Source organism: Dysgonomonas sp. 520 (genome assembly GCF_010501095.1).
Classification (GTDB): Bacteria; Bacteroidota; Bacteroidia; order Bacteroidales; family Dysgonomonadaceae; genus QVMP01.
This window is the reverse complement of the sequence record NZ_QVMP01000046.1, coordinates 1-6,912: the sequence shown is the minus strand read 5'-3', so window position 1 is coordinate 6,912 and position 6,912 is coordinate 1. Positions and strand designations below refer to the sequence as shown.

Annotated in this window: 8 protein-coding genes; 4 read left to right on the top strand and 4 right to left on the bottom strand. The window is 29.9% G+C overall.

Going from position 1 to position 6,912, the window contains the following annotated elements:
* Positions 1 to 491 precede the first annotated feature (491 nt).
* Positions 492 to 1,331 carry a hypothetical protein gene (locus D0T56_RS16270; RefSeq protein WP_163321224.1) on the bottom strand — a complete coding sequence of 280 codons (840 nt, stop codon included), beginning with the start codon at positions 1,329 to 1,331 and terminating at the stop codon, positions 492 to 494.
* A 299-nt stretch (positions 1,332 to 1,630) separates the two neighbouring features.
* Positions 1,631 to 2,569, bottom strand: coding sequence for an IS1595 family transposase (locus D0T56_RS16265; RefSeq protein ID WP_163321223.1), 939 nt, complete (start codon positions 2,567 to 2,569; stop codon positions 1,631 to 1,633).
* A gap of 224 nt (positions 2,570 to 2,793) precedes the next feature.
* On the opposite strand from D0T56_RS16265, the gene D0T56_RS16260 reads away from it, so the two are divergent.
* Genes D0T56_RS16260 through D0T56_RS16250 form a run of 3 tightly spaced genes read left to right on the top strand, consistent with a single transcriptional unit; the run spans position 2,794 to position 4,335 of the window.
* On the top strand, positions 2,794 to 3,018 hold the full coding sequence (locus D0T56_RS16260; protein ID WP_163321222.1) for a hypothetical protein: 225 nt from the start codon (positions 2,794 to 2,796) through the stop codon (positions 3,016 to 3,018).
* A 43-nt stretch (positions 3,019 to 3,061) separates the two neighbouring features.
* Complete coding sequence (locus tag D0T56_RS16255) at positions 3,062 to 4,177, top strand: hypothetical protein (protein ID WP_163321221.1); 1,116 nt, start codon at positions 3,062 to 3,064, stop codon at positions 4,175 to 4,177.
* A complete protein-coding gene (locus D0T56_RS16250) occupies positions 4,174 to 4,335 on the top strand; it encodes an NUMOD3 domain-containing DNA-binding protein (RefSeq protein WP_163321220.1) in 162 nt (53 codons plus the stop codon). Before D0T56_RS16255 ends, D0T56_RS16250 begins: the two co-directional genes overlap by 4 nt.
* 218 nt (positions 4,336 to 4,553) lie before the next feature.
* Here the strand turns inward: D0T56_RS16250 and D0T56_RS16245 are convergent, their stop codons facing one another.
* Together D0T56_RS16245 and D0T56_RS16240 are read right to left on the bottom strand one after the other, a co-directional pair.
* Complete coding sequence (locus tag D0T56_RS16245; RefSeq protein ID WP_163321219.1) at positions 4,554 to 4,928, bottom strand: hypothetical protein; 375 nt, start codon at positions 4,926 to 4,928, stop codon at positions 4,554 to 4,556.
* Positions 4,929 to 5,232: 304 nt separating this feature from the next.
* Positions 5,233 to 5,493, bottom strand: coding sequence for a hypothetical protein (locus D0T56_RS16240; RefSeq protein ID WP_163320799.1), 261 nt, complete (start codon positions 5,491 to 5,493; stop codon positions 5,233 to 5,235).
* A 247-nt stretch (positions 5,494 to 5,740) separates the two neighbouring features.
* Here D0T56_RS16240 and D0T56_RS16235 point away from each other — a divergent pair, with 247 nt between their 5' ends.
* On the top strand, positions 5,741 to 6,367 hold the full coding sequence (locus D0T56_RS16235) for a recombinase family protein (protein WP_163321218.1): 627 nt from the start codon (positions 5,741 to 5,743) through the stop codon (positions 6,365 to 6,367).
* The last annotated feature ends 545 nt before the right edge of the window (positions 6,368 to 6,912 follow it).

The following is a 6,912-nucleotide window of genomic DNA, read 5'->3' as shown; positions in this document are numbered from 1 at the left end:
TTATATATAATCAACCTATTACGGTTGAAATTGAAAAATTAACGCATCAGTAGTAATGTTCGATTAAGAATTTTAGCGATTGTTCTTCATCAATAAACTGAATTATCAGTTTCAAATTTTTTAGCATACTCATAAATGCTCGTTTTAATTTTTTCATAAATTGGTTTTTAAAAATTATCCGTGCATGTATCAATGAGTATCTTTCAAAGTTTGATTTCTATAATTATTAGTTTTTAAAATCGCTATTATTGACATCCGTTAACAATGTAGCCTTATTGAACAAAAAGAAGACCACTCGATTTTCGGTGGTCTTCTTTGCGTATATGGCTTTTAATATGTGTCTTATGAATAAAATTCAGATTATTTTACATGTTAGTTACTCATGAGCTTCAGTAACAATATTTCACGAAAAAGGATTAATACAAACTATTCTGTGTGTTTTTATACAATAAATGCATAATTATTCATAATAAATATCTTATAACTATATCTTAAAATCCATCGAATTTCACATCAGGAATTCCAACATATAAATGATTTTGCAAATCATCTTTTGCTAATGGCCCCTTATGAACTGGATATAAATACCCAGTAATAGGCATATAAGATGCAGGAAATAAAATCGGAACACCCGTAAATGACTCATCTTCAAAATTTAGATTGATAACATTTTTCCAAAAATAAAAGCTTTTGATATCAACACCATCTTTAACGAACGATTCAAGATAACCTGCAAAATCAATTTCTGAATTACCTATATTCTTAACAACTGGTAAATCATCATATCTTGTAAAAACACCGTCTTTCTTATATCCAACTTCGATAGTTTTACCCACAGCGCCTTTTATCAATGTTGGACTATTTAATGACTGGATCATTGGACCGACTGGTATAGTAAATATTCCTGTAATCTTGTAATCTCTTAGAACCAAAGTATACAAACCATACATGACATCATTGAAACGTTTAACCCATTTCTTTGAACGTGCATCATAATACCAATGAACGATTGTATTACTATATTTATATGTTCTATTTCCTCTATTATTTGGGTCGACAATGATTGTCATTGATTCTTTCCCCGTTTTCATTTGTTGATAATGACTATAGCCATATTTACCAATTGGACATACTGTTGGTTGATAAACAACACTAAAGACATTTGTTCCAATAAGACCACCTTTTGCATTCATTTGATATGAGTATTCTGTACTGCAATAATTGTAATCATCAGACCTACGTTCAGATGCTTTCTCGGAATACGTTTGTTGCGAGTGTAACGATGATATCGCAAGAAGTAATAACATCAATGCACTAATTAATTGTTTCATAAATAAATGTTTTTGTTTCTCCGTAGTCTCAATGGAGATTTATAAAAAAATGAAGAAGGCGTGAGACTTATTAGACTTATATCATATGTAGGTTCTGGACGACCCTATGTTGGTATAAGAAAAACAGCTCACGCCCTTGGCCTTATATGTAGAAATATACACATATACAAACCAAAGGAGAACGTCTTGTCTATTTTCCCAACATAGTTTGAATTGTCCAGATTCACACATGAGAAACAAGCTAAACGCTTCCTATAATTATGTTACCCTTTTGGGTATTACAAATATACTAAACTTTATTAAAATCGTCCCAGTTCAGAAGTCAATTCTGAATAACTAAATCTTTTATGCATTGATGTTATAAATAGTATAAATCTTTCAACATCAGATATTTTTCGAGTATTGTACGTATAAGCGAATTCATCACAGTATTTTTGCAAATGTTTACGACTTGCCGAATGATAAGTGCACTTTAGACCACGTTTTAAATGAGACCAAAAGCCCTCGATTCCATTTGTATGATAGCCTTCTTTATTTTTATAGCTGCCCTTACTATGTTTCACAATTTGATGGTCATACATATTAGATATTCCAAGATATCCTTTCCAACCATCAGTTACAACCGTCGAACCCGGTTTTATTAAGCCATAAACTATTCCTTTCAATGTGTTTCCGTCTGTATTCTTAACAACGAGTGCGCAAACTTTGTTATCTGATATTACACCGACTACTGCTGTCTTTTGTTTAGTGCTTCTACCTTTATTTTGCCAAATACGACCTTTATCTTTACCACCAATGTAGGTCTCGTCCACTTGTACTATTCCATCAAAGCTATCAAGTATATCATGCGTCGGTATACTTAGATTACTCCGTATTTTCTGTAACATATACCATGCTGTTGCCTGAGTAACTTCGATATCTCTAGCTAATTGTAAACTGCTTATTCCTTTCTTATGTGATAGAAATATGTATATCGCATAGAACCATTTTTCTAATGGAACTTTGCTACCCTCAAACATTGTCCCTTTTATGACATTAAATGTTTTCCTACAATATCTGCATTTATATAGTCCATTGAATTCCCCAGTAGGTTTTAGTTTATAGTGATTTTCTGACTGACAATTACAATGATGGCATTTTGGAACACCTTGCCATCTATGCTCTTCTAAAAATTCCATACATGATTTTCTATCATGTAGAGATTTTATTAGATGTATAAATGACTTTATTCCTTTCATTGTATGTCCCGAATTTTATTAGGTACGGGGGTAATACAGATTTTTTGAAATTTGTTCAATGTATTTGTATTATATAAATATAATAAAAGTTTATAACATGTTAAAAATCAAGATATTAAAATTATTTACTCGAAATTTATATGTTATTAAACATTGTTAAATAATGTCAACCATTTGATTTATGCCATTTATTAAATGGCATAAATCAATCAAAATCGATATTTATGATAGCAATTGCAGTAGATTCTATAGAATCGTTTACAGAATATTTGAAAGAAGTAAATGAATTCGATGATAAACCTTTTCGTAAAATCGGTAAAGAATGTACTGATTCTGAAATTGCAGATATGTTTTTAACTGGTAAGATAAAATTAGATGATGCAGTTTATTTAGGATTGTCAATGAAAAGATTGAAATCAATAGCTAATATGATTGAATTTGACTTATAATTATCTTGGTATAATCTCTAATATAGTTGTGCAATTTAAATTAATGAATAATGAGAAAAAGAAGAAACAACCAACAGCAACAATTGTATTAGATAAATTGGTATTTAGCTGTGAATCAACAGTAGAAGATAACTTCAATGATGTAGTTGAACATGACCCCAATTATATATTGGCTCATGAATTTAACTTTAACAACACTAAACTAGAAAGAGCACAAGACCCTTCGAAAAGATATAAACATTCTTTCCAAGTCTTTTATAAAGGTGATTTGATAGGAGTAATAGACTTTAAACCTGTAGGTCGTTTACATTCTGACCTGATAAGATTTACTGTTTGTAATGAGGTTTTCTATAAGGATAGACTAAAATATGTTCCTCATGTACTGACAGATTTGAACCTTCAATTACACAATTTCACCAGAATAGATATTGCTCTGGATTGCTATAAATTTAATCCAGAACAAGAAATAAGGAGAAACCTTAGAAAAAAGACCAACACCATAAAGTTGCTTGGCAAATATATTGAAGATAGAAATCAGGTTATCAAAGAGATTACTTACTACAATCATGGTAGTTTGAACAATCCTTATAAGATAAGAACTATTCTAATTCAGAATAAGAAGAAAACCTTTGAAACTGAATGTTATGATAAGGATGAAGAAATTAAGGAATCTGGAAAAGACTATATTCTTGAATTTCATAAACTACAAAATCCACAAATGAAAAATCTACATAGGGCAGAAGTCAGGTTGAAATATGAAGAAATCAGAAGGTTTATCAAGAAACAGAAGAAACCTTTAACATTTGATGACTTATTTAACCAACAATTTCTTTACAATACATTTACTAAATATTTAGATAGGACAATAACCATTTATGAGAATCAGGGCAAGAAAAAGGTAAAACTTTCTCTCTCACCAATCCCTGTAATTCAATCACCAAAGGGTATATTACAACCTACCCTCCCTGCGTTAATTTCTTTAAGTTATAATTCTGATAATAAAAATTTTAAATTCATTTCTAATAATAATTCAGAAATAATTTATAAAAACAATTATAACAATAAATATACTATAACAGATACAAGTAATGATATATTTATATATAAGTTGAATAACTCAAATAAAATAATGAATAACATACAAACAATGCAAATATGAGAACAACAAGAAAATTAAGCAACGAGCATAGGCAAAAGATTAGTGAAGCCATGAAAGGACAAAACAACCCTAATTTTGGTAAAAACTTATCACCAGAGCATAGAGCCAAGATAGCCCAATCATTACAGCTTTATTGGAAAAATATACCAGAAAATTAGTATTAAAAATTCCATGTTACCCCACCTTTGATATATAGTATTTGGCTAATTTCACCTGAAGGTAGCAATTCATGCAGATTTTTGGTATTTAGGTCTGATTGGCATTTATAGATTTGAAATTTTGTATTAAAATAAAAATGTGTCAATATAATCTTGGTATTGATATATTGACACACTTTATTCTGTATTAGTTTAACTTAAAAGATTAAGTTGATTAATCATCTTATTCTATTTACTTTTTTTCCATTATACTTTGACTTTGCAGCATCAATAGTGTAATATAGATAACCATCCCTAATATAATAAGAGGCTCCTCCTGATGAAGGAGTCATTCGAACCCACCCATGTGTATTTGTATCCCAACTATATCTATCTTCAACAGGGTTGCTACCATCTGGGTCAGTAATTTTTAAAAGACAAGTCCTGTCCTCATTCAAATAATAAGTCCATATAATTCCTGTTTCACTCTCAGTATAAGAGTAGACTGAATTAATGCCATCAGAAGATTTTTTTTCTGTACTTCCAGAGCAAGAAATAAGGATAATAAAGAAGGACAAGGATAAGAATACCAGAAATAAATTTACTTTTTTCATAATTATATAAAAGTTTGTGCTCACCAATTTCCCAAATGAACAGATTTAAATAAAGAAAGGGACATGGAAATTATAAAACTATTCACCCCTGACGCCTGGTAACGTATGCAGCAATAGCCAATAAATCCACATCCCTCTATGCTATATAGAGAAATGGAACACTTTGAACTATCCATGCTGCATTCTTAACTTACCAGGTTCAGGAATGATGGATTAATGTCTCTTATATTGTCAATAAATTGAGCCAGAATAACGCCTTACTCACATGCTCACTACAAAAATAGATATATTTTATTTATATCAACTATTTTGATTTAGATTTTGTTAGCAGAATGCTTTTCCTAATCCTACATTTCTTATTTTCATATATAGGATTGGTTATTTCATCAAAGTTATAGTTGTACAAACTTGATGCCTGTATGCCAATCATAGACTTATCAAAGTGTTCAAAAATAGCAGATATAGAGCCAAAGTAATAATCACTTTGAGTTATATCATTCTCTGGTGCATCAAAGAGGTGTACATGATATACTGTTATTGGTTTCTTTTCTTTCTTATCATTCATAATAGATATAAGTTTGTACCATTATTTATAATTCTCTCATAAAATTACATATTAATATTTGATATAACTGTTATTTCAACCATTTTTAACACTCTATTATTTGATATATCATATATAACAACTATATTTGTGCTGTAATAATGGAACAAATTTGGTGGGGATGTGAAATCCTGTTCTCCTTGAAATCTGGTAAAACTTTAATGCAGTAGCAGGATGGAACACCCCACTTTAATAAAATATAATAGTTATGTGTAGAGTGTGTGTTTATTGTAGGGTTAGTTCAACGAATGGAACACAGGACTATCAAAGACAAATCAATGATTTAACAGCATTTGCAACTCAAAACAGTTACAAAGTAGTAAGGGTGTTTGCAGAAAAGGTTTCTGGTGCAAAGAAAAATATAGATAGACTAGAACTTTTGAAGATGATTGATTTTGTTAATTCTAACAAGATAGAAAAAGTGTTAGTTACAGAACTTAGTCGTTTAGGTAGAGATACATTACAAACCTTACAAACCATAGAATTACTTAACCAAAACAAAATATCTTTATATATACAGAATTATAACATTGAAACCTTGACACCAACGAAACAAATCAATCCCATGTCTCAATTCTTAATCACTATACTTTCAGAGGTCGCACGCATGGAACGCAAAACCATTAGAGAAAGGGTTGAATCTGGCTATAAAAACCATTTGGCTAATGGTGGTAAAGTTGGTAGAAAAACAGGATTTAGAAAGGACAATGAAACTATGAAAACTCAATATGTGGAAGATATAAAGTTACTAAGAAAAGGATATAGTCTAAGAAATATTAATAAGATAACAGGCACTTCCATCAACACTCTTCGAAAAGTTAAAACAATTATATAGGGGGTAGGTATCCTCAGAGGGGGAAGGGGGCGGTATCCATCTTTACTAAAAAGTTTTAAAAACATACCCTGTATAATCAGCAATCTGATAGGCACTTATCCCTCTCTTGAAAAATTTTTGAAAAAAAATTTCACTTTTCTCAAAAAAAAGGTTGTTATTTAAAAATGTTAAATATATATTTGTTCATATCACAAAAACATCGAGTAAATATCTGGGAAAATACCTAGATAAGAAAGATTGCATTCAATAAAAATATTGAGTGTAGGGTGTTTTTTGTATATACTGTAGTCTATAACAGTTGGAATATATAGACTTGAAATAAGGGTGGATTACCACCATTGTAAATTTAGTGTTAATGTTAAGTTTAGATGTATGCAAGAAGATTTTGAATAAAGGCAATAGAAAATATACCAACGAAGAAATAAAAGAAATAAGAGAATATCTGTACTATTTGGCAGAATTAGAGTTAGAAAATAATAATATTGATAATTAATTCAAGTTGCTATTTATAGTTTGTATAATTTATCGAATGTATATGCCCAGAT

Bases quoted from the DNA above. Each gene is read 5' to 3' on its own strand.
- D0T56_RS16270 (WP_163321224.1), bottom strand. From the start codon at position 1,331: ATGAAACAATTAATTAGTGCATTGATGTTATTACTTCTTGCGATATCA.
- D0T56_RS16260 (WP_163321222.1), top strand. From the start codon at position 2,794: ATGATAGCAATTGCAGTAGATTCTATAGAATCGTTTACAGAATATTTG.
- D0T56_RS16245 (WP_163321219.1), bottom strand. From the start codon at position 4,928: ATGAAAAAAGTAAATTTATTTCTGGTATTCTTATCCTTGTCCTTCTTT.
- D0T56_RS16240 (WP_163320799.1), bottom strand. From the start codon at position 5,493: ATGAATGATAAGAAAGAAAAGAAACCAATAACAGTATATCATGTACAC.
- D0T56_RS16250 (WP_163321220.1), top strand. From the start codon at position 4,174: ATGAGAACAACAAGAAAATTAAGCAACGAGCATAGGCAAAAGATTAGT.
- D0T56_RS16255 (WP_163321221.1), top strand. From the start codon at position 3,062: ATGAATAATGAGAAAAAGAAGAAACAACCAACAGCAACAATTGTATTA.
- D0T56_RS16235 (WP_163321218.1), top strand. From the start codon at position 5,741: ATGTGTAGAGTGTGTGTTTATTGTAGGGTTAGTTCAACGAATGGAACA.
- D0T56_RS16265 (WP_163321223.1), bottom strand. From the start codon at position 2,569: ATGAAAGGAATAAAGTCATTTATACATCTAATAAAATCTCTACATGAT.